Source organism: Bacillus atrophaeus, from assembly GCF_001584335.1.
Taxonomy (GTDB): Bacteria; Bacillota; Bacilli; order Bacillales; family Bacillaceae; genus Bacillus; species Bacillus atrophaeus.
The window spans coordinates 669090-694058 of record NZ_LSBB01000018.1 but is presented as its reverse complement, the minus strand read 5'-3'; the positions used below and the strand labels follow the sequence as shown (position 1 = coordinate 694058).

The window sequence follows — 24969 nt, the reverse complement described above, 5'->3', positions numbered from 1 at the left end:
TGAGCGAAAACAATTTATAATGAACATTTGGTACATAGTTTATTTAGTTCATTTTATCGTATTTTTCGTTTAAGTTCTCGTATCAGTGCTCTTTTTTAAAAAGAAATTCATACTTTGTTAGATTTACTTTTTCTTCAAAATGTGTCCGTTGGAATAGAAAAGAATTCAATGATAACGTAATCGTTGAGGAGGTCAGATGATAAAATGACAAACCAAACTTCATCCTCCGCTAAACACAAATCTAATAGTAAATACTATAAGATATTTAACAGAACATACAGCGATTCAAGATCAATTATTGGGTGAAGCGTTTTCCCAGATCGATACCGTGGAAATGGTTTTTCATCAATGATTAGACCCTGTAAACCACTAGAAGCCGCAGTTGCTCCGGCAGGTCCCTTACCAATAACAATAACATCTTGATTAAATGTTGACATTCTTTATAACATCCCATTTATCATCTGTTTTTTCATCTTTAATTATTTTTATGTCTCCTTATGAGAAGAGAAAATGGGTCCGTCAATTTATAGTATTCAGAATAAACAGAATTCATAGTAGGCCTTTTTTGAGAAGTTTCCTTTGAGAGTAGTGTGACACTCTATGGCGCTTAAAACATCAGTGTCTTTCACTTCAAAAAATCTCTCGGCCATTACCGAGAGATTTTTTGATATATATGATCATTTGGAAACGCTCTTCCTCAGGTATGGGGATTTTGAGAGCGTTAACTACTTTCCCGCGTTAAATAGGGATTGTCCCCAAATCTTAATGCTAGTTGATTTGCATCTATCCAACACGGATCGAAGGCATCGCTAGGGCAACTAACCGCCGTTCTCCCCTAGATTTCTAGCAGAATGGGAGACTAGCAATAATGTCACACCAACCCATAGAACTACCCATTATCTTCTATCAAATTTTGCGTTTCTCACAAACGGTTCCAATGACAGTTGTTCATGAAGTACTAGTTCACCATGATGTCGCTCATCAATACTTTTCACAATAGACCGAATCGTATTCACGTTCTCTTCAATATATTTAAGATCAAAGATCGTAACATGGTCTCCCTTTAATTCATATTCCAGGTAATTGTGTGCAGTTGATTGCGCCCATCCTCTTTCGATCAAATCGTCGCATAACAAATGATGAATGTCTGCGTTGACGGCACCGGAATTGATCAGCTGATTATGGTACGCGAGATAGCCTCTGATTTTATCCTTAATCGAAGGAATGGTTAATAATTCTCTGTAATAATCTGGAATGATATCCAGATTCAGATGGACGATTTCTTCGATTTCCTCTTCCGATAAATGAGTCACCGAAGTGGTTATTTGAGAATCCAGCATGATAACATCGGATACGGCGCATCCCCGCTGCTCCATGGCTTGAGCAACCTCAAAAGCCAAATTCGATCCTGAAGAATAACCAAGCAAAACATAAGGCCCTTTTTCTTGAATGCCTATTATGCTTTCTACATACCGGTCGATCATCGGTTTCTCATAAGACGGCTCTTCTAAAAAATCAGCGGCATAGACGATGCAGTCGCCATCAAGTCTTTTCGCCATTTCATTATAAACCAGCCCATACCCAATTAAAGGCGGGAAACAGAACACAGGGATCGAACCATTCTGATTCATCTTAACGAATACGCTGTCCGTCTTGTACTCTGAAGCCTCAGCTTGAATGACGCGTGCCATTGTTTCGATGGTAGGACAATCGTAAACGACGTGATAATGCATTTTGATGCCCAAGACCGCGTTAATTTGATGAATTAATTGCAATACTTTGAGCGAATGGCCGCCAACGTCAAAGAAGTTATCTTTAATCCCCAGGTCAGAATGAGCCAAAACGTCCTTCCATATCTCGGACAACTGCTTTTCAATCAACGTTCCGGGCGCCACGTATTCGGTTCCGGTCGGCATATTTCCATCAGGAGCAGGCAAAGCTTTTCTATCGATTTTACCATTGTCTGTTAATGGCATTTCCTCTACCCGTATAAAATAGGCTGGAATCATATACGCCGGCAGTTTGTGCAGCAATTGCTGCTTGAGCTGCAGCGTGTTTAATGATTTGTCTCCTACCAAGTAAGCACACAACTGCTTGGAGCCCTCTTCTCCGAGCGCGAATACGACCGCTTCTTTGACGGATTCAACTTGCAATAAAGCCGCTTCGATCTCGCCAATTTCAATGCGGTAGCCTCGAATTTTCACCTGATGATCGATTCGTCCCAAATACTCCATATGTCCATCCGGCAACCATCGAGCGACATCTCCCGTTTTGTACATTTTCTCGCCTGCGGTAAACGGATGTTCGACAAATTTCTCAGCCGTTAAATCGGGACGGTTCAAGTATCCTCTGGCTATGCCGGTCCCGCTAATATACATTTCTCCGGGGACGCCGATCGGCACCGGCTTCATATCTGCATTCAGCACATAAATGTTCATATTGGCCGCGGCCGTACCGATTGGCACCGATTCTCGTCTGTCTTTCTGCGGATCGTAGGAATAAATCATACATCCGACAACGGTTTCCGTTGGTCCGTATTCGTTAAAGATTTCAATTTGATCTTGAAATTGCTCGCTGATGTCCCGGGCCAGCCGCGTGCTTAAATTGTCGCCGCCAACAATCATTTTCCGGATCGTGCACTCATGGGGAATGTTCATTTCATTTAATAACTGCAAATGAGCCGGAGTCAGCTTGATAATATCCACCCTGGAATCCTGTACAACGGATGAAAGCAAGGTAGCCCTGTCTTCTCCTCCGAAGACAATGATGGCATTGCCGCTGATGAGCGGCGTAAAAATAGACGTCACCGTTAAGTCGAAAGCGATGGACGAATATAGTGGAAAGTTGGTTTTCTCCCCCTTCACATATACCCTGTCAGCCCACCAAATATAATTGGTTAAGCCTTGATGCTCAATTAATACGCCTTTGGGCTTGCCTGTGGAGCCCGATGTATAGATCACATACGCCAAATCCTTCACACTGCTGATCCGCTCCATATTAGAGTGCTCTTCGTGATAAGAGCTTTCCTCATCCAATAGAACGATTGTGCCTGCATGTGCCAATCGCTGCTGAAGATGGTGCTGCGTCAAGATGATCTCCGCTTTGGAGTCGTCTAATATATACTGTATGCGGTGCTCCGGATAATCCGGATCAATAGGCACATAGGCGCCGCCGGCTTTTAATACGGCCAGTATTCCCACAACCAACTCGATGTTGTGTTTGCTGACGATGGCTGCGAGCCGATCCGCACGCATGCCTTTAGCCCTTAACGTTCGAGCCAATTGATTGGCCCGTTCATTGAGCTGCCGATACGTTAGTTTCTCATCCTCAAAAACAATCGCCACCTGCTCCGGCGTTCGTTCCGCTTGTTCCTCAAACAATTGATGAATTGTCTTTTCCTTTGGATACTCGGCCGCCGTATCGTTAAACTTGTCTACGAGGAACGATCGTTCATCCGCTGTTAATATATTCAGTTCTTGGACGCGAGTCGCCGTATCGTCCGCCATTTGCTTGATGATTTGCATAAAATGCGCCTGCATCCGCTCTACACTAGCTTGGTCATAAACATTGGCATTGTACACAAAACGAATTTCAATTTCCCCAGCCGGCATGACAATGAAAGTAAAATCATAATGCGTATGTTCTTCCATATGAAAATTGATAATGTCTAATGCGGTTTCACCCTTCTTCATATGTTCCATTTGTTTCTCGACCGGGTAATTCTCAAATACCATAATATGATTGATCAACTGCTGCTTTTGCTCGGTTTGAGCCTGAATTTCATACAAGGGATAAGTATCGTATGATTGAGAAGCCAGCGCCAGCTCCTGATTCAATTTCAATACTTGTGAAACCGTCATCTCAGATGGACCATGAATTCGTACGGGAATGGTATTGATAAATAAACCGACCATGGATTCAATACCCGAAATTTCTGCAGGCCGACCGGATACGACCGTGCCGAAAACGACATCCTGACTGCCGTTATATCTTTGCAGCAATAAGCCCCATGCGGTTTGTATCCATGTGTTGACGGTGACTTGATGGCGACTGGCGGTCCGTTTGATCTCCTCTGTGAGCTGCTTTCCTAAACGAAACACATGCTCTTCTTTTTCGTATCCTTTGGTCTGATTGGAAGGTTGTTCTTTCAACAAAACGGTTTGCCCTTCATAGCCATCCAAATAATCCTGCCAATAGGCTGCAGCTTGCTCGTGATCTTGTTCATCCAGCCATTCGATATATCGGCTGTACGGAGTAACGGCCCCCCGCTTCGGCTGCCTCTGCTCAAGAATCGCATAATAGGTCTCAAACACTTCTTTCATAATAAGCGGCAAACACCAGCCATCCATTAAAATATGATGAAAGCTCCATATCAATCGCGCTTGATCTTCCTCTGTTCGCAGGATCGATACGCGCATTAAAGCATCTCGGGTGAGATCGAATCCTCGCGCCTTATCTTTTCTCGCAAAAGCGGCAATGAATTCGCTGCGTTGATGAACGTTCATGCTGCGAATATCTTCAACGACTATTTCAATCGGCTTTTGCCGGAATACGATCTGCAAAGGCTGATCTTTCCATTCCGTATAAAAATGAGTTCGAAGAATGTCATATCTTTCGGCCAAATGCGCTAAACTCATCCTAAATGCCTCGATATCCAAGACACCTTTCAGATCAAAAGCGGCTTGTTCAAAGTAAGCTTCGGAAGCCGAATCGATCAAGCTATGGAACAGCATCCCCTTCTGCATAGGGGTTAATGGGTATATATTTTCAATGTCGCCAAGATGCTGCGTTTGCTGCACAAATTGATCTAATTCGTCGATTGTTATTTCTTTTAACGAAATATCGCTGGGTGTCAGCTGAATTTGATCTTGAGATGCACAATGTTCAATGACTTTTTGCAAACTGCTTTTTAAGAGATCGGCACATGTTTCCATTGTTTCTCTTTGATATTGCTTACTGCAGTAACTGATGGCCAACGACAATTGGCCGTCTGATATCATGCCGTTGATATCAAGTGTATAGGTTATGGGACGCTTGTCGCTGGCTAATTTCCCGCTGGAGTAAGGAGATACCTCGAGCCTCCCGTTTCGGAAATCTTGATCGAATTGGCCCAAATAATTGAAACTAATTTCCGGATATCCGGTAAATTCGGACGCCATCGGGTGATCTGACAAATACTTGATCAGGCCATAACCTATTCCTTTTTGGGGGATCTTTCGCAAATTTTCTTTCACTGTTTTAATCCGCTGCGAGATATCCTGATCAGCCTTGATTTGGAGCGAAACCGGGTATAGGCTTGTGAACCAGCCCACTGTACGTGAAATATCGAGATCTGGAATAATAGACTCCCTGCCGTGTCCTTCAAGATGAATAAGAATGTCTTCATATCCAGTCCAGCGATGAATAGCGATTCCCAGTCCAGTCAGCAATAAATCGTTCATTTCAGTCGAATAAGCCCGGTGAGCGTTTTTTAATAAACGTTCGGTTTCCTCTGCCGTCCATTGGACGATGATCGTTTCCTGGTCTTTGGCCTGACCGATTACTTGTTCGTTATCCTTTGGCAATACATTTGCTCGAATATGTTCATGCCCGAACCAGTATTGATTTTTCATTTCAAATTCCGGACTTCCTGCATAACGTTTCAACTGTTCGGCCCATAATAGGTAGGAGTCCGTTTTCTTCGGAAGCCGGATCGCTTCCCCGTTTTGAAGCTGCTCATAAGCAGCCGCTATATCCTCGATTAAAATTCTCCATGAAACGCCATCGATGACCAAATGATGGATTGCGATCAGCAAATGATCCCCCTCTTGACACTGAAACAATCCCAGTTTCATGAGCGGGCCTTCGGTTAGATGAATGGATTGCTGAATCTCATTGGATACCGTTTCTATCGCTTGGGCAACATTATTTTCTTCGAGTAATGAGATCACTTCAAGACTGAACAGATCACCTTCACCGATCCCCCGATTTCGAGCTTCGTATCCATGTTCTGTCGGAACATAGACCATGCGCAAAGCATCGTGATGCTCCGTAATCTTCTTCATGACTTCCCGAAGCTTCGATTCATCTAGCCCCTCTTTCCAATAAAGCATAACCGCTTGATTATAATGGTGTAATTCCGGGTATTCCTGGGCAAAAAACCAATGCTGAATCGGGGTCAGCAGCGCCTGGCCTTTGATTTCTCCTTGTTCTGCGATTCGGGTTACCGGCTCTACGTAAGGAACAAGCTCGGAGATCGTTGGGTATTTAAACAAGTGTTTGATTTCAAACTTATACCCGGCTTGATATAATCTTGAGGACACTTGAATCGACTTAATGGAATCGCCCCCCAATTCGAAGAAATGATCCGAGATTCCGACCTGCTCTGCGCCTAATACCGACTCCCACACCCCGGCCAGTATTTTTTCCAGTTCTGTACGTGGAGGTTCATAGTTCATACCTGTAAGATTCTCTCTTGGAGAAGGCAGCGCCTGACGATCGATTTTCCCATTGAAAGTAAGCGGCATTTCTTTTAACTGAACGAAATAAGCAGGTATCATATAGGATGGAAGCTGCCGGGACAGCTGTTCACGGAGCTCGCCTGCTGTTAATGCACGGTTTGCGGTGTAATAGGCGCACAAGGATGTTTCTCCGTTGATTTCTTGTGCAATAACAATGGCTTCTTGAATCGGCGGTATACGAAAAAAGGCGGCTTCGACTTCGCCAATTTCAATGCGATACCCGCGGATTTTCACCTGGTGATCGATTCGGCCCAAATACTCAATATTGCCGTCCGGCAGCCACCTTGCTAAGTCTCCCGTCCGGTACATCCGCTCTCCTGGTGCAAACGGGTGATCTGCAAACTTCTCCGCCGTCAGCTTCGGACGGTTCAAGTAACCCCGTGCAAGCCCGTCTCCCGCTATGCACAGTTCTCCTGCCACGCCGGTCGGCTGCATATGTTCCAAACCGGCATGTAATACATACAATTGAATGTTGGAAATCGGTTTGCCTATGGGAATCGATGCATACTTATCATCCGCCTGGCATTCAAAGTATGACACATCGATTGTTGCCTCAGTCGGTCCGTACAAGTTGATGATTTGAGCCTGGCTCACCGACGTGATTATGCTTTGGAATCCTGCCACATGCACAGGCTTCAAAGCTTCGCCGCTTGCAAACACATGTCGTAATGACGCTAACTTTCGCTTCAGCGTCTCGCTCGGCTTCTGCTCCATGGATTCCAGAAAGGCATGCAGCATCGCCGGTACAAAATGCATTGTGCTAACACCTTTTTGTGCAATCGTATCCAAAATCAACTCGGGGTTCTTTTCTCCTCCGCTTGGCAACAGCACCAGTTTAGAACCTGCCATCGACCACCAGAACAGTTCCCACACCGATACATCAAAGGTGATCGCAGTTTTTTGCAGAATCGCATCCCGCTCATCCAGAGGGTACTTTTCCTGCATCCACACCAGTCGATTGATCACTGATCGATGCTCTACCATTACACCTTTCGGCTTGCCCGTTGACCCTGATGTATAGATAACATAGGCCAAATGATTCGGACCAGCCGCCGGCTCCAAGTTCGAACCGTCATTGCAAAAGGTATGCGGATCTTCCAGTTCAAGCACTTTCCCCGTAAAAGGTACTCTCTCCCGCAAATGATTCTGTACTAATAACAACTTCGTATCCGAATCCTCCAATATGTATTGAATCCGTTCCTCCGGAAAGCTCGGGTCAATCGGCACGTACGCGCCGCCGGCTTTCAAGATCCCGAAGAGCCCCACGATCATATCCAGGGAGCGTTCGGCCATAATCCCAACCGGCTCATCCGGCTGCACGCCTTCGGATTGCAACGTCCGAGCAAGTCGATTCGCCCTTTCATTCAGTTCCCGGTACGTCAGTTGGCTATCCTCGTATACAACAGCCACTTGATCCGGCGTACGTTCCGCTTGTTCCTCAAACAATTGATGAATCATTTTTTCTCTTGGATACTCGGCCGCCGTTTGATTATAGGCAAGAAATTTATTTGTTTCCGAATCTGACAGAATATTAAGCTTGCGGATCGTGAGGTCAGGTTGAAATAACATGATCGAAAAAATACGATTTAAATGTTCAATCACTTGCATCATATACTGACGATCATAAGCTTGCTCATTATAAGTTACCTTTACATGAATGGAGTCATCCCTCATGTCAAATTGAAATAAAGTATCCGAAGCAACTGTTTCTCTGAAATGAGTGGGGTGAATTTGATCTAATGATACGATCGTAGGAATCATTGGCAAATGATTCGAATCGTAATTCAGACTCAATGGACCGGCCATTTTATCAAAGGGCACGTGCTGATTTAAGATGGCTTCGTTCAGCGTATGTTTGAATTCATTAAATAGAGACTTAAATGTGCTGCTCGCCATTATGTTTTGTTTGATTAACATGATTTGATCCAAACGAAGATCCTCATCGGTTTCGTCTTCAAAGGTTGGAACACCTACAATAATGCCCTCTTCTCCTGTATATTTGTACAAAAGACACTCGATTCCAACCAAGAGAACCATATAAACGGCCATTGGCGATTTATTCGTCATAGTCATGATGCGCAGGGATACATCGGATCTCAATGAACTGTAAATACAGGTAGGGGCACTCGACGCATCGTGATCTATTGTTGAGTCCGACATTTGAAACGAAGGGACTGCACTGGGACGATCTTCCGCATTGAACATGCTGCTCCAGAACAACTCCTGTTGTTTAAATTCTGACATAATATCCCTCCAGTAAATTTTAGCCGGCTGGCGGCTGTCCCCGCATAAACATGCCGCGGACAGCCGTAACCGGCCGTTTTTAGAAATTCAATTCGATTTCGCTTGCGTAGTGTTCTCTTTTGTTTACTTTCTCACTTAATTGAATTTCTTTTAAAGGAATCGATGGGTCTTTTATAATCGCCGACAGGATCATGGCATAATCCTTGGCCAGCGTAGCGATGGTTTTCTGTTTAAATAGCTTCGTACAGTAATCAAAGCTGCCTTGGATCTCGTGCGGGTTCATCACGAAAGTCAACTGGAAATCAAATTTGGCCGCCGTATTCGTTTGTTCATAAGGTCTGACAGTAAGAGAATCCACTTCAATATCCGTTTGTTCCGTATTTTGCACAACGAACATCGTATCGAATAGCGGATTACGGCTTAAATCTCGTTTCACTCCCAGCTTCTCAACTAATTCTTCAAAAGGATACTCTTGATTTTCATAAGCTTTCAGCATCGTTTCTTTGGTTTCCGTTACATAGTCCATAAAGGTCTTTTCTTCGGCCGGAGCCGTACGAATAGCTAACGTATTCACAAACATCCCGATGATATGTTGTAAATCTTCATGCACTCTTCCCGCAATAGGCGTACCGACGACAATATCTTCTTGAGCGCTGTATTTGGCCAGCAGTATGGTATAGGATGCCAACAAGATCATATAAGCGGTCGCTCCGGTCAATTCTTCCATCTGTTTTAGACCTTGGACCACAGTCTCATCAAGAACAAAATTGTATCGCTTCCCATCAAAGCTTCGAACGCGCGGTCTGGCAAAATCTTTCGGCAGCTCAAATGACGGAAGCTCCTCATGAAATACATCCAACCAATAGTCCTCCTGCCTCTTGATGCGTTCCCTCTGCCCTGCCTGCTGCTGCCATGCAGTGAAGTCTTTGTATTGAATCCGGAGCGGAGTTAATTCTTTGCCGTCATATAGTTGAATCAGTTCTTCGACAAATATATTCATGGAAGCGCCGTCCGTAACGATATGGTGCATGTCAAACATAAAAATATGCTTGTCCTGTTCCAACTCAATGAGACCGGCTCGAAGCAATGGAGCCTGGCTAAGATCGAATGGCCGCACGAAGGTACGGAACAGCTCTTCGACTTCGTCAGCCGCTGCCTTGTACTTTTCCATAGAAAATTTCACCTGCGGCTTGATCACCTGCATCGGTTCTCCGCGGATCATTTCAAATCCGGTGCGCAGCGATTCATGGCGCTGAATCAGTCTATGGAACGCAATTTGTAAACGATCCATGTCGATTCTTCCCTCCAACGTCAAAATTCCCGGCATGTTGTAACTTAATTCTCCGCCTTCAATTTGTGTAGACAGGTAAACCATCTTTTGTACGGAAGATACAGGATAAACATCTTTGACCTCTGCAGCAGGGATATCATCCGGTCCGCACGTTTCCGCACCTGCAATGACCTTCGCCATTTCTTCAATCGTCGGGCATTGAAACACTTCTCTCAACGAAATGCTTTTGTGGAATTGTTTATGGATTTTGGCAACGAGCGTCATCCCCCGTAACGAATGCCCGCCGATCTCGAAAAAGTTATCTTTCACGCCTACTTGTTCTAACTTCAATACTTCTTTCCAGACGTGAACTAACTGCTCTTCCATTCTCGTCCTTGGAGCAACATAGTCAATCCCGGTTTGCAAGCCTGCTTCGGGCAGCGGCAATGCTTCGCGATTCACTTTTCCATTGGAGGTTAACGGCATTTGCTCCAGCTGCATCAGATATGCGGGAATCATATAGCCTGGTATTTGATTAGCAAGCTTTTCTTTAAGCTGACTGCTCGGCAGTGATTGCTCCGCTGTAAAATAGGCATACAAATCGCTTTGCCCCTCTGCATTTTCTCTGGCCAGGACAACCGCTTCTTGTACATGCTCGATGTTGAGAAGAGCGGCTTCAACCTCGCCAAGTTCGATCCGGTATCCGCGAATTTTGACTTGCTGGTCCATTCTTCCGGCATATTCAATGTTTCCATCGGGCAGGTAACGGGCAAGATCACCTGTTTTATACATCCGTTGATTCGTATCATAGGGATGATAGGGATTCGGAACAAATTTTTCGAGCGTCAAAGATTCCCGGTTATGATAACCTCTGGCTAAGCTGACCCCGGAAATACAAAGTTCACCGACGATACCGACAGGCTGAAGCGTCCCGGCTTCATTCAAAATTAAAATTTCCGTATTCGAAATCGGTTTGCCTATAGGCTGAAGCTCCTGATGAATTTCCGGATCAACGGTATACATGGTCACGACATGCGTTTCCGATGGACCGTAATGATTATGCAGCATGACATGGTGACGCGCCAGCATTTCTCGCAGCATACTCGACACGATGAGCTGTTCTCCCGCGGCGATCATATGATCCACGCATTCGGCAAACGGTTCGAAAAATTGTTTCTCCGATGCAAGGAGCTTAAGGAACGCGGTAGGAAGAAATGCCGTTTGTATCCTGTATGTCTTGACAAATTCGTTGAGATGACGAATTTCGCGTTTTGCCTCATTGTCAATGATATAAAGTGTCCCGCCGCTTAAGATCGTGGAGAAAATCTCTTGATAGCAGACATCGAAGCTCATCGCGGCAAATTGCAGCACCCTGTCAAAACGCAGCTGCGTATGTTCCCGCTCATAAGCGAGCAGATTCAACATGGTTTTATGCTCTAATTGAACCCCTTTAGGCTTTCCTGTTGTACCTGATGTGTAAATGACGTACAATAAATGATTTTCCGCATAGGAAAGGTTAAGATTGCTTTCCTCGCCTTGATATACCAACGGATCGTCAAGCAGAACCACCACACCTTCAAAGGAAGGCGGAACGTTATGATCGGCACAAGTCAAAAGCACACTGGCGCCGCTGTCTTTCATTAAAAAAGCACGTCGTTCTTCAGGAAGCTCCGGATCTATTGGAAGAAACGCTCCACCGGCCTTTAATATTGCTAAAATCCCGATAATCAGATTTGCCGAGCGTTCCGTGAGAATGGCAGCCACTTGATCGGCGCCTACGCCTTGATTCCGAAGCGCGCGTGCCAGTTGGTTGGAGCGTTCATTCAACTGACGATAGGTCCAGGTTTGATTTTCAAACAAAACGGCGACATGGTCAGGAGTGCGCTCAGCCTGCTGCTCGAATTGTTGATGAATCGTTGATGAGATATGTTCATCGTTTACTGCAGTATTGTTAAACAGTTCCCAAATTTCACTTTTCTCTTGCGGCGACATCATATCTAAAGAAGCCAGCTTGGCCTCAGGATGTTCGATGATCGCATCGATCAGCTGCACAAAATGCCGCATCATGCGTTCGATCGTTTCCGGCTTGAACAGTGTCGTCAGGTATTCCATTGTGAAATGAATGTGCTTCTCTTCCTCCACAGCTGTTAAGGTTAAGTCGAATTTAGCCATCGTATGTTCGCTCGGATAAGGGTTAAATGTCAAGCCATCCATCACTAATTGTTCTTGCTCCGTGTTCTGCAGCACAAACATGGTGTCGAACAACGGATTGCGGCTTAAATCTCTGGCGATGTTCAATTGGTCAACCAGAGCTTCAAACGGATAATCTTGATGCTCATAAGCTTTTAATGCATTCTCCTTCACTTCGGCAAGATACTGAGAGAACGTCTTCTCTTTGGCAGGGAAATTACGCATCGCCAGTGTATTGACGAACATACCGATGATCGAATCCAAATCCGCATGCGGTCTCCCCGCTATGGGGCTGCCCACAATAATGTCTTCCTGGCCGATGTATTTAGACAGCAATAAGGTATAGGACGCAAGAAGCACCATATATAAAGTGGATTCGTTTTTAAATGCCAGTTGCTTTAACCCCGCGCTTCTTTGCTCATCAACCGTAAAGTGCAGCGTAGCTCCCGTAAAATCCCTTGCGGAAGGCCGTATATAATCGGTTGGCAGATGAAGGATGGGAATATCGCCGCTGTACAGCTCCAGCCAATAGGCTTCTTGCTTTTGTACTTGCTTTAATCGCGCTTCCCCGGTTTGCCACACTGCGTAGTCTTTGTACTGGATCCGCAGGGGCGGTAATGCCTCTCCTTCATACATTCGGACAAATTCTTTGATCAGTACGCTCATGGATGTTCCGTCCGAGATAATATGATGCATATCAAACAGCAGGATTCCGTGATTAGGTTGAAGCTCAATCAGCCCGACACGAAGCAGCGGAGGCTCCTCCAGTTGAAATGCACGAACAAATTGACGGATACAAAGGTCCGCTTCATCTCCCCTGGCCTGATACAATTCTACTGCAAATTCAACGTGATCCAAGACATACTGAACAGGTTCTCCGTCCACCATTTTAAAGCCGGTGCGCAAAGATTCATGGCGCTGAATCAGTTGAGCAAAGGACTCCTGTAACCTATCCCGATCCAGCTCCCCTTCGACAGCCATCATGCCCAGCATGTTGTAACTGAGCTCTCCGCCTTCCAAATGGTTGAGAATGTACAATCTTTTTTGTGCAGAGGATACCGGATAATAGGGCCTTTTTTCGATTGCAGGAATACAAGCATATCCGGTTTGCTCCATCATCGTAATCGCCTGCGCGAGCTGTTCAATGGTTGGGAACTGGAACACGTTTCGCAAAGGGATTTGAACATGCAATTGCTTTTGAATCTTTGCAATTAGCGTCGTCGCACGCAGGGAGTGTCCCCCGACATCAAAAAAGTTATCTCGAATCCCCACCTGCTCTAATCCGAGAACATCCTGCCAAATCTTCGCCAGCTGAATTTCTGTCGAAGTTCGCGGCGACACGTATTCCGCGGCACCGTATCGCTTTCCGTCCGGCGCCGGTAATAATTGACGATTCAACTTTCCGTTCGGCGTTAACGGCATCTGGTCCAGTTGTACAAAATAAGCCGGTATCATATATCCTGGTAAATGTCGGGCCAGAACATCCCGAAGTTCGCTAATCGGGAATGGCTCGTCCGCCAAATAGTACCCGCATAAATATTGCTCGCCCTCTGCATCTTCAAAGGCAGAAACGACGGCTTCTTGAATCTCCGGAACGTTCAACATCTGCGATTCGATTTCACCAAGTTCAATCCTAAAACCATGAATTTTCACCTGATGATCGATTCGCCCAATAAATTCTATATTTCCATCCGGCAGAAGGCGAGCCAGATCGCCGGTTCTATACATTCGGCTCGATGGGACAAACGGATCGTCCACGAATTTTTCATTCGTCAATTCCGGCAAGTTCAAGTATCCGCGCCCTACGCCGTCCCCTGCAATGTATAACTCGCCCTGGACGCCCACTGGCTGTAATCGCTGCTGCGAATCGAGAATGTACATGCGATTGCTGCCTAGCGGCTTGCCTATTGGGACGTGAATTTGACTGCGAGTCCAAGCATCGGCAGAAACTTCAATGTTGAACAGGGACGCATCCACGCAAGTTTCGGTAGGGCCATATACATTGGTAATGGCAGGTACTGCGCCATGAGCGGCAAATAACTGCATGAACTTGGTTACCGTCGTTTTAGGAAGCGCCTCTCCTCCGATTAAGAGATGACGAAGCGGTGCTCCTTGCCTATCATCTGCAGCTACCAGCAGCTTTAAGTGGGCAGGCGTTCCGTCGGTTACGTCAATACGATGCTCTCGATAGTAATGCCATAAGGCTGCACCATCAGACACCGTCTCTTTGGGAACGATAAACAAGGTATGTCCTAACAACAAAGAAGCGTACAATTGCTGGACCGAAGCATCGAAATAATATGGAGCGAGCATGGCCACATGCAAAACCGCATCATAGGCGGAGTAAACCTGAAGACGCAGCCCTTCGATGAGGTGAATCACCTGGCGATGTTCAATCAGCGTGCCTTTTGGCCTGCCCGTCGTGCCAGAAGTATAAATGGCATAGGCCAGTTGATTGGACTGACATGGCAGCGCCAGGTTGACATCTGTTTCCTGATAGGCATGTTCCTCTTGCATATCGATACATGTTCCGGAAAAGACGGCGTTGTCTGGAATTTTCCCGCGCATAAGTAATACGTTAATGCCCGAATCCCTTACGATATAATGGATGCGTTCCAAAGGAGAATACGGATCTATTGGCAAATACGCTCCGCCCGCTTTTAAAACTGCTAAGATCCCTGTAATCATCTCCAAGGAACGATCAACCATAATGCCGACAAGTTGACCCGCTTGCACTCCTTCGGCTTGCAAGGTTCGCGCAAGCTGATTGGCTCGCTGGTTCAGTTCCCCATACGTTAACTGTTCTCCCTCGAATACAACCGCTGCACGGTCCGGCGTACGGTGCGCTTGTTCCTCGAACCGCTGATGAATCGTTTGTTCACGAGAGAAATGCATTTCGCTAGACTGAAAACGGTTAAGCAGGTGTTCTTTTTCTTGCTTGGTCAAAAGTTCCAATTCTTCTATTTTGATGTGCGGATGCTGCAATACTTGATGCATGAGCTGTTCAAAATGTCCTCGAACCCGCTCCACTTCTGATTGTTCATATTCGTTTTGGTTAAAACCAAAATGAACGGCCAGTTGTTCGCCAGGGATGACAGCCACATTAAAATCGTAATGGGAATGCTCTTCCATATGAAAATTCTCGATGTTTAATTCCGCAGCATCATGGCCTGCTTGCTCGACTTGTTGTCCTATCGGATAGTTTTCAAAGATCATAATATGATCAATTAAGTCTTGCTTCTGTTCCGTTTGTGCCTGAATTTCGTATAAAGGATAGGTATCGTACGATTGGGAAGCCAATGCCTTCTCTTGAACCATTTGCATTGCTTCGACGAAAGAGCTATCCTCATCGCAACGGATTCGAACCGGAATGGTATTTATGAACAGACCGATCATCTGTTCCACACCGGGGATATCCACCGGCCTTCCCGACACGACACTGCCAAAGACAACGTCGCCGGTCCCGCTATATTTCTGTAATAAAATTCCCCACAGCGTTTGGATCAACGTATTTAACGTGACTTGATGCTGGTTTGCGATCTGCTGTAATTGTTTTGTCTGTTCTTGATCTAATTGGCAGATCACATTGGCATAAGCATATGCTTTTCGTTCATGCTGGGGTCTTTTTTGAAGAATCCGGGTTTCACCTTTATAGCCTTCAAGATACTCGCTCCAGTACTGTTTGGCCGCCTTATGATCTTGACGATCAAGCCATTCCATATAGTCGCTATAAGGAGCTGTATAAACAGATTCTATTTCTCTGCCCTCTTGCAGGGCGATATAATGTTCAAACACTTCCTTCGTGATAAGAGGCAGGCACCAGCCATCCATGACAATATGATGGAAGCTCCAAATGATATGATATTTGTAATCTTCCATACGGAAAATCGCCATGCGCATCAACCGATCTTGAGCCAGGTCAAATCCGTTCGCTTTATCCTCCCGTTGATAGGATCGGATTTCATTCTCACGCCGGTTCTTATCCATGTCACGCAAATCTGCAAAATGAACTTTCGGTCTTTGCGTTTTATAGACAATTTGTAAGGGGACATCGTTCCAGCCGCTATAAAAACGGGTTCTGAGCACGGCATATTTTTCAAATAAACGCTCCAAGCTTGCTGCAAACCTATCAATCTCTAACTCTCCCTGCAAATCAAACGATGCTTGTTCGAAATAAGAACTTGAGTCCTCATCCAGCATGCTGTGAAACAGCATCCCCTTCTGCATCGGAGTGAGCGGATACACATTTTCGATCTCACCTGCATGCGGCAGTTGAATAAGGAGCTGGTCCAATTCGTCAACGGTCATGCCTTTTAACAAAATATCGCTTGGCGTCAGTTCCGATTGTTCTTTATGCACACAATGCTCAATGATTGTCCGAAGGCCGCTTTGAATAAATGCCGATAACCGCTTGATGGTTTCTCTTACGTACTGTTTGTTGCTATAGCTAATCGTCAGCATTAACCGGCCCTTGGAAATCATTCCGTTTATATTCAATACATACGGTCTGACTTGATTTTCGCTCGAGTCTGCACCGCAGGAGTAAGGCGATAATTGAATCTCATGATGCTGCAAATCTTGATCAAACTGCCCCAGGTAATTAAAACTAATCTCCGGACTCATTTTCGCTGGCATTGAACTGCTTAAATACCTTGCTATTCCATATCCGATCCCTTTATGCGGAATTTGGCGCAACCCTTCTTTGGTTGTCTTGATATAATAAGATATTTCTTTGCCTTGCTGCGTGTGAAGCACAACCGGATACAGACTTGTAAACCACCCCACCGTGCGAGAGATATCCATATCAGGGATAATCTGTTCTCTTCCGTGTCCCTCTAAATGAACCGCAATCTGTTCAAGTCCTGACCAATGCGATATCGAAAGCCCCAGTGAGATTAACAGCAGGTCGTTTATTTCAGTGTTATAAGCGCGATTCGCTTGTTTTAATAACAGCTCCGTCTCTTCTTTGGTCCATTCCACGGTCACCGTTTCACTGTCTTTTGAGAACGTACGCGTTTCATGAAAATCTTTAGGCAGCGGTTTCACATCGGTTTGCTCGATCTGTGTCCAATATTCCTGTTCTTGCTTGATGGCCGCACTTTGCGCATACTCCGACAGTCTCTCGGCCCATAGCCGGAAAGAGTCTGTTTTTTGCGGCAATTGAATCACTTGCCCATTCTCGGCTTGCCTGTAACCACTAGCGATATCCTCCAGTAAAATGCGCCATGAAACCCCGTCTACAATTAAATGATGGATGGCAATGAGCAAATGATCCCCATCTGTACATTGAAACAATCCGGCTTTCATTAACGGGCCGCCGCTTAAACGCATACTGCCCTGTATCTCGTTAGCCTTGGCTTCAATTGCCGGACCCGGGTCGGCTTCGGCTTTCAGATTCATGACTTCAAGATGGTACAGCTCGCTTTGGGCGATCTCTGCATTCCAAGCCTCGTATCCGTTATCCGCTGTCCGGAACATCATGCGAAGCGCATCGTGGTGCTCTCCAAGCTTCTGCAGTGTTTGGCGAAGCGGTGATTCCTGAAAGCCTTGCGATGCATACAGCATGACAGCTTGATTATAATAATGCGGATCTACCGTTGTTTGGTCAAAGAACCAATGCTGAATAGGAGTCAGGCTGACCTTTCCTTTGACTTCATCTTGATCAGGTATACGCAGATTCTGCTCGATATGCGGACTCAATTCGGCAATGGTCGCATATTGAAACAAGTGTTTGATTTCCATTTTGTATCCTTGCTGATTTAACCTGGAAGACACTTGAATTGATTTGATGGAATCTCCGCCAAGATCAAAGAAATTATCGAGAATACCTACGTTTTCAGCGCCTAATACCGCTTCCCAAGCAGAAACTAATATTTCTTCCACTTTTGTTCGGGGGGCCTTATACTCTGCTCTGTTCTGCAGCCGTAAATCCGGGGCCGGCAGCCCTTTTCGGTTTATTTTCCCATTGGAGGTTAAAGGCATTTTTTCCAGCTCAATAAAATAGGCCGGAACCATATAGCCAGGCAGGGCATGAGACAATTGTTCCCGGAGCCGGGATACCGTTAATGGCTGGCCGCTTACGTAATACGCACACAATTGCTTAAATCCATGTGCATCTTCTCTGGCTATGACGACCGCTTCCTTGATCGCTTCTGCTTGGAGCAGCGCCGCCTCGATCTCGCCTAATTCAATGCGATAACCTCTGATTTTGACTTGTTCATCCATTCTGCCTGCATATTCGATGTTCCCGTCAGGCAGCCACTTTGCCAAATCCCCGGTCTTATACATTTTGGCCCCGAGCACAAACGGGTCATCGACAAATTTCTCTGCCGTCAATTCCGGACGGTTCAAATATCCTCTTGCTACACCGGCGCCGCTAATATATATTTCTCCAGGAACACCGATCGGCACCGGTTTCAAGTTCTCATCCAGCACATAAATGCTCATGTTTGCTGCTGCTGTACCAATTGGTACCGATTCTCGTCTGTCTCTCACAGAGTCGTAACGGTAAATCATGCATCCTACAACGGTTTCTGTCGGCCCGTATTCGTTGCATATTTCAATTCGGCCTTCAAATTGCTCATGAATGCTTTGGGCTAACCGGGTGCTCAGATTCTCGCCGCCCACAATCATTTTTCGGAGAGCTGTTTTATTGTCGATATTCATTGCCTTCAAAACCTGCAAATGGGCCGGGGTCAATTTAATGATATCTACCCTCGGGTCCTGCACAATCGATGCAAGTAAAGCTGTTTTGTCCTCTCCGTCGTAGACGATGATCGTATTACCTGTGACCAACGGTGTGAAAATGGAAGTCACCGTTAGATCAAAAGAGATCGACGAGTACAACGGGAAATTGGTTTTCTCGCCTTTTACATAAACCTCTCTCGCCCACCAAATATAATTGGTCAAGCCCCGGTGCTCGATCAATACGCCTTTGGGCTTGCCCGTCGAACCTGACGTATAAATCACATACGCCAAATGGTTCGCATCACTGAGCGGTTCAAGGTTAGAGGCATCTTCGTGATAGGAGCTTTCCTCATCCAATAAAACCGTGACGCCTTTATAGGTGAGCTGCTCCCGGACATCACGCTGCATCAAGACGATCCCGGCTTGGGAATCATCCAGCATGTACTGGATGCGGTCTTGCGGATATTCCGGATCTATGGGGACGTAGGCTCCGCCGGCTTTTAAAATGGCAAGTATCCCTACCACCGATTCGATACTGTTTCTGCTGATGATAGCTACGGGGTGATCCGCCTGCACGCCCTTCGCTCTTATCGTTCGCGCCAGTTGGTTTGCCCGCTCGTTGAGCTGCCGGTACGTGAGCTGCTCGTCCTTATCGATAACAGCTGCTTGATCGGGCGTTCGCTGCGATTGCTCTTCAAACAATTGATAAACCGCCGTCTGCGGATATGGCGCAGCCGTGTCGTTAAGCGTCTGAAGAAGGTGTCTTTTTTCGCCTTCCGTTAACAATTCCACTTGTTCCACCTGGATATCCGCATCTGCAACGACTTGATGCAAGATTTGTACGAAATGCTCCCGAATCCGCTCCATGCTTGCCCGGTCATACACCTTGGCGTTGTATTCAAAATAGATGTTCATCGCTTCACCCGGTATAACGGTTACATTAAAATCGTAGTTGGTTTGTTCCTCCATTTGCACGTTGGAGATTGCGATAGATGATCCGTTATCCTGACCTATGCTTTCCATATACTGACCAACAGGGTAATTTTCAAATATCATTAAATGTGTAATTAAATGCTGCCTTTGGATAGTACGCGCTTGAATATCGTACAACGGATACGTCTCATACTTTTGAGATCCTACGGCCTTTTCCTGCGCCTGTTTCATGAGTTCGGCAAAAGTCGTTTCAGCTTCACATTGAATTCGCACAGGAATGGTGTTAATGAATAAGCCGATCATGGTTTCCACGTTTGGAATCCCCGCCGGTCTTCCGGATACAACACTTCCAAAAACAACGTCCCGGCTCCGATTGTATTTCTGCAGCAAAACCCCCCATGCCGTTTGCAGCAGCGTATTCAGCGTGACATGGCGCTTGCTGGCTGTCTGCTTCATTTTCAACGTGAGATCGGCGCCTATTTCACATGTCACTTTCTCCGGAATGTAATGTTCATCTTCCGCCAGGTGATTGTCCTTAGGGAGGACGGTTTGTTCTTCATATCCGTCCAAATATTGATCCCAATAACGCTGGGCCTCTTTTGCATCTTGCCGATCAAGCCATTCAATATATTGGCTATACGGAGTAATCGTCGCTTGTTCAGGCTGCTTTTGCTGAAGTAAAGCAAAGTAATGGTCGAATATTTCTTTCGTAATAAGCGGCAGGCACCAACCGTCCATCAAAATATGGTGAAAACTCCATATAAAACGATAGGTCGTTTCATCCGTACGAAGAATAAATAACCTCATTAACGCGTCTTTCGCTAAGTCGAATCCCCGAGCCTTATCTTCCCTGGCATATGCCTGAATCATCTCTTCTTTTTGCGTTTCAGTCATCTCGCGTAAATCGATGAATTGAAATCCGATCTTTTTGGTTTTAAATATGATTTGCAGCGGCTGGTCTTTCCATCCTCTGTAAAAATTCGTGCGGAAAATATCGTGTCTTTGCGATAAGCCATCTAAGCTTTTTGAAAATGAATCGATATCCAAATCTCCATGCAGATCAAACGTCGTTTGCTGAAAATAAGCGCCTGAATTTGGATCAAACAAGCTGTGAAACAGCATGCCTTTCTGCATTGGCGTTAACGGATAGATATTTTCCACTTCGCCTAATTCACGCGTTTGCTCCAAAAGCTGTTCTAGTTCGTCTATCGTGATATCCTTTAACAGGATGTCGCTTGGCGTCAATGATGTCAGCTGTTGGCTTACGCAATGCGCAATGACTTCTTGCAGACTTTCTTTCAAACTTTGGGCAAATTGCGCCATGGTCGATCTTTCGTATTGCTTATTGCTGTAGCTGAGTGTCAGCGATAATTTCCCCTCTGCAATCATGCCATTCAAATCAAGCACGGACGTTCTCACTTGGTTTTCATTCATCGATAACCCTGTGGAATAAGGTGATACCTGAAAAGCATGATGCTGCAGGTCCTGGTCGAACTGGCCTAAGTAATTAAACGAAATTTCGGGATTCAGCTGCAGGCTGTCAGCTTCCGGACGTCCGGATAAATATTTGATAACACTATAATTCATTCCTTTATCGGGGATCTGGCGCAGACCTTCTTTTACGGTCTTGATGCACTGCGACAGCTCTTTTCCTGCTTCCATCTTTAGTACGACAGGATACTGGCTTGTAAACCATCCTACCGTGCGCGTGATATCCGCATCCGGAATAACCGGTTCTCTTCCATGACCCTCCAAGTTCACGACAACTTCTTCCATGCCTGTCCACCTGTGAACAGCCAGTCCTAACGAAGTCAGCAGCAGGTCGTTGATGTCCGTGTTATAGGCTCGATTCGCTTGTTTTAATAATTGCTCCGTTTCTTCTTTTGTCCATTGAATCGTCATTTCGTCGCTGTCTTTCAATAACGAACCTTCGCTGATGTTATCCTTAGGCAATGGTTGCAGCTCCAGGCTTGAAAGCTCGGTCCAATAGGCAAGCTCCTGCTCCATCTCGGTTTCCAGCGCATACTTGGATAATTGCTCCGCCCAGAATGGAAATGAGTCTGTTTTTTGCGGAAGCCGGACCGTTTGTCCACGCACCGCCTGCTCATAGCCGCTGGCAATATCCTCAAGTAAAATTCGCCAAGATATTCCATCGATAACCAAGTGATGAATCGCAATAAGCAAATGATCTCCGTCCGGACATTGGAACAAACCAAGCTTCATCAAAGGCCCTTGGCTTAATTCCATGCTGCTTTGAATCCGGCTCGCTTTATTGGCAAGAGCTTGGGCCGGATCGGCATCCCCTTTACAATTCATCACTTCCAGATGGTACAATTCACTTTCTTCTGTTCCCGCAATTCGAGCAACGTATCCGTTAGGTGTTTCTTCAAAAATCATCCGCAACGCATCGTGGTGCACAGCGACGCGTTCCATCGCCTGGCGAAGAGGTGCCTCTTTAAATCCTTGCGCCGAAAATAACATCACAGCCTGATTATAATGGTGCGCATGCGGCATCTTTTGTTCAAAGAACCAATGTTGAATCGGGGTCAGACTTGTACTTCCCTTCACTTCCCCTTGATCGGCCATTCTGCTTACCGGCTCTACAAAAATACTTAGCTCAGCAATCGAGGGATATTTAAACAAATGCTTCATGTCAACCTTGTATCCGGCTTGATACAATCTGGAAGAAACCTGAATTGATTTAATCGAATCTCCGCCAAAATCAAAGAAATTATCCAGAATTCCTATACGCTCAGCGCCTAATACCTCTTGCCAAATGGACACCAGCAGTTCTTCTATTGAGTTTCGCGGGGCTATGTATTCGTTTTCCGTCCGCGTTTTTTCTTCGGTAACAGGTAAAGCTTTCAGATCAATCTTTCCATTGGGAGTGAGCGGTATGCATTCCAAATGGATAAAGTAAGCGGGAATCATATAATCCGGCAGTTCACGGGACAACATGGCTCTGAACTGCGCGGCGGTCAAAGAAGGCTCTCCGACATAATAGGCATACAATTGTTTAGCTCCGTCTGCGCCCTCCCGCGCAACGACTGCCGCCTCACGAACCTCTTCCAGATTGAACATGGCCGACTCCACCTCGCCAAGCTCGATACGGTATCCGCGAATTTTCACTTGGTGGTCGATTCGTCCCAAATATCCGATCCTTCCATCTGGCAGCCACCTGGCGAGATCGCCCGTTTTATACATCTTTTGACCAGGGAGAAGCAAATGTTGCACAAACTTTTCTTTCGTCAATTCAGGCCGATTGAGGTAGCCGCGGGCCACTCCCGCTCCTCCGACATACAGCTCGCCCGGTACGCCGATCGGCTGTATTTGATGGTGCGCTCCTAAAATATAGGCTTGGTGATTGGCCACCGGCTTGCCAATCGTGATCTGTTCATCGGCAGAATGAACAGGCTGAAACGTAGATACCACGCTATTTTCGGTCGGACCATATTCATTATTGAGCCGAATCTGAGGCTGCAGGGAAAACAGCCTTTCTACGGTATCGGGTTCGAGTTGTTCTCCGCCTACTACGACATGTTGAACATGAAGAAAGTCCTCTTCGTTCATCTGTTCGATCATAGCTTTTAACAGACGGGGAGAAGTCGAGAAATGGGTAATCCTTTCCTGCCTCAGGACGTTTTGAATCGCGAAAAGATCTTTGTTGTCTTCATTAGGCAAAAGATACAAAGTTGCACCCGAGATAAGCGGGCCGAAGAAGTTTAAAATGAACGCATCGAAAACATAGGGGTACAAAACAAGTACGCGATCCTCTTCGGAATGCTTAAAAAACGCCTTCTTCCACTGGAGCGAGTTCACAATCCCGCCATGTTCAGCCAATACTCCTTTCGGCTTACCCGTTGTGCCCGAGGTATAGATGACATAGGCCAAATGATTGTGTTCTGCTATTGGCGATAACAATGAGCAATCAGCGTGGTAAGATGTTTCATCATTCAGATCAATCGTCGGGCCGTCAAAGACGAGGCTGTTTTTGAAATGCCGCTGAACAACAAGTACGTCTGCATTCGCATCATGCAGCAAATATTGAAGCCGCTCTTTTGGATATTCAGGATCCAGAGGCACATAAGCGCCCCCCGCCTTCCAAATGGCAATCATGGACACAATCATTTCCAACGAACGCTCAGCCATAATGGCAACCAATGTGTCGGCTTGAACCCCGCGGTTTCGTAACGTTCTTGCCAAACGATTAGCTTTTTCATTCAATTCCCTGTACGTCAGATGGCTGTTTTCGAACTTGACGGCTGGATGATCAGGCGTTCTTTCAGCTTGCTCTTCAAATAATTGATATGCAGTTCGGCTTCCAGAATAATCTGCGTTGGTGTCATTAAAATCAAACAACATTTGATGCTTTTCCGCTTCGGGTATGACATCTGCCGTTTGGATTGCTGCTTGAGGCTGGAACAAGATTACGGAAAACAGGTGATCAAGATGGGACACGATTTGGTCCATATAGCGCTCATCATAAAGCTTGCCGTTATAAAAAAGCTTCAAATGAATCCCGTTGTTCTCCAAATCAAAGTGAAACAACGTATCAGTTGCAACGTCTTCCTTAAATTGCAAGGAATGAATTTCATTGAGCGAAACGACGGTATGAATCAACGGAATGCGCTCATCGTCGTATTGCACGGTTAAATGCTGGACCATTTTTCGAAACGGCAGGTTTTGATTTTTCAGCGAATCATTAACCGCTGCTTTTAGTTGCTCGAACACGGTTTTAAACGTACTCTGGGAGCTAAGCGTATTTTTCAATAGGACAATGGTATTGACAGCCGAGCTGCTTTTTTGTTTCGATACCGTTGGAATGCCCAGAATCAAGTTCGTTCGGTCCGTATATTTATACAACAAGCATTCAATGCCTGCCATTAATATCAAATAGGCTGCCATTTCGGAATGATTAGCCATTGTCATTATTCTTTGAGATACTTCTGGAGATAAGGAACGATAGATGCATTTTTCCTGATAGCCGGTACGGGCCAATGACGCTTTTTCCGCTGCTTTAAAGGAAGGGAATACGCTTAGGCCATCCTCTTCATCAAACAGGTTATCCCAGTACGTTTCTTGCTTTTTAAATACCGACATTGGAGCACCTCATTTTGTATAGTTTAAAGAACTGTATGCTTTTCC

The 24969-nt window shown here is 45.7% G+C and carries 3 protein-coding genes; all 3 read right to left on the bottom strand.

Annotated elements, in window-relative coordinates; genetic code table 11:
- Window positions 1-254 precede the first annotated feature (254 nt).
- Window positions 255-437, bottom strand: coding sequence for a hypothetical protein (locus tag AXI57_RS12240; RefSeq protein ID WP_061670220.1), 183 nt, complete (start codon window positions 435-437; stop codon window positions 255-257).
- 459 nt (window positions 438-896) lie between these two features.
- Window positions 897-8744 carry a non-ribosomal peptide synthetase gene (locus AXI57_RS12235; RefSeq protein ID WP_061670219.1) on the bottom strand — a complete coding sequence of 2616 codons (7848 nt, stop codon included), beginning with the start codon at window positions 8742-8744 and terminating at the stop codon, window positions 897-899.
- A gap of 79 nt (window positions 8745-8823) precedes the next feature.
- Window positions 8824-24924: a non-ribosomal peptide synthase/polyketide synthase gene (locus AXI57_RS12230; RefSeq protein WP_061670218.1), complete on the bottom strand. Its 16101-nt coding sequence runs from the start codon at window positions 24922-24924 to the stop codon at window positions 8824-8826.
- Between the last annotated feature and the right edge of the window lie 45 nt (window positions 24925-24969).